General features: G+C 38.4%; 1 protein-coding gene. It reads right to left on the bottom strand.

The genetic code is table 11. The annotated features are described in order from the left end of the window. The coding region (locus N1032_RS24960; RefSeq protein ID WP_407933085.1) for a class II glutamine amidotransferase at positions 1–578 on the bottom strand (578 nt) is incomplete at its 3' end. Positions 579–771: the final 193 nt, after the last annotated feature.

Below are 771 nucleotides of genomic sequence, written 5' to 3' on the forward strand. Positions count from 1 at the left end.
CCACTACTAGTTTCCATTAAATGGAAAGGACGATCTTTATTACGAAGTAAATTTAATGTTTGATCTTTGGCGTCGAACCAAACCAAAGTAAATTTACCATGTAGTTTTTTAATAGTTTCTTCGATACCTATTTTATCGATGGCATATGCTATATTTTCACTATCTACTTTAAATTTATCATGGTTGGGGAGTAAGGCTTGATTATCCAGTGTACCGTTATGTACTAAAGTGATATTCCCGTGTTGGAATGGGTGAGCATTTGTATCTGTAATTTCACCAACTGTAGCATAGCGGTTGTGGCCTACCAGAAATTTTGGGTTTTTAACAGTAGTAATATCTGGGTTATATGGTTCCCCTTTTACCTCATCCCATAGGTTTTTGGTACGGAGAAACACATCAGCGGGTACAGCAGCTTTACGGATTTTAATTTTCAGTGGCTCTGAAGCCGTGATATTAAAACCAGAAAAAACTCCGGTTGAGTGCTCACCACGAACAATATCGTGATAAAGAAGGGATTCAAAGAATCTTACATCAGAAGCGCTCATTGTATTAGAGCCAGCAAAGATTATACCACACACAATAACACCCTCTTTTTAATCATCTTAATATGCATCGAACTGTGTTAATCACCAATATATGGGAATTCTATATCACCATCTTGCTCCCCCCTCCATTTGGAAAGCAAGTTGGGATTCTGAGGGAAAAAGAAAGACGGCGGCGACGAAGTTTTGCGAAAGACAAAATATCGTAGGCCAATTTGTAACCCACCTC

Source organism: Herbiconiux daphne, assembly GCF_024979295.1.
Classification (GTDB): Bacteria; Actinomycetota; Actinomycetes; order Actinomycetales; family Microbacteriaceae; genus Herbiconiux; species Herbiconiux daphnes.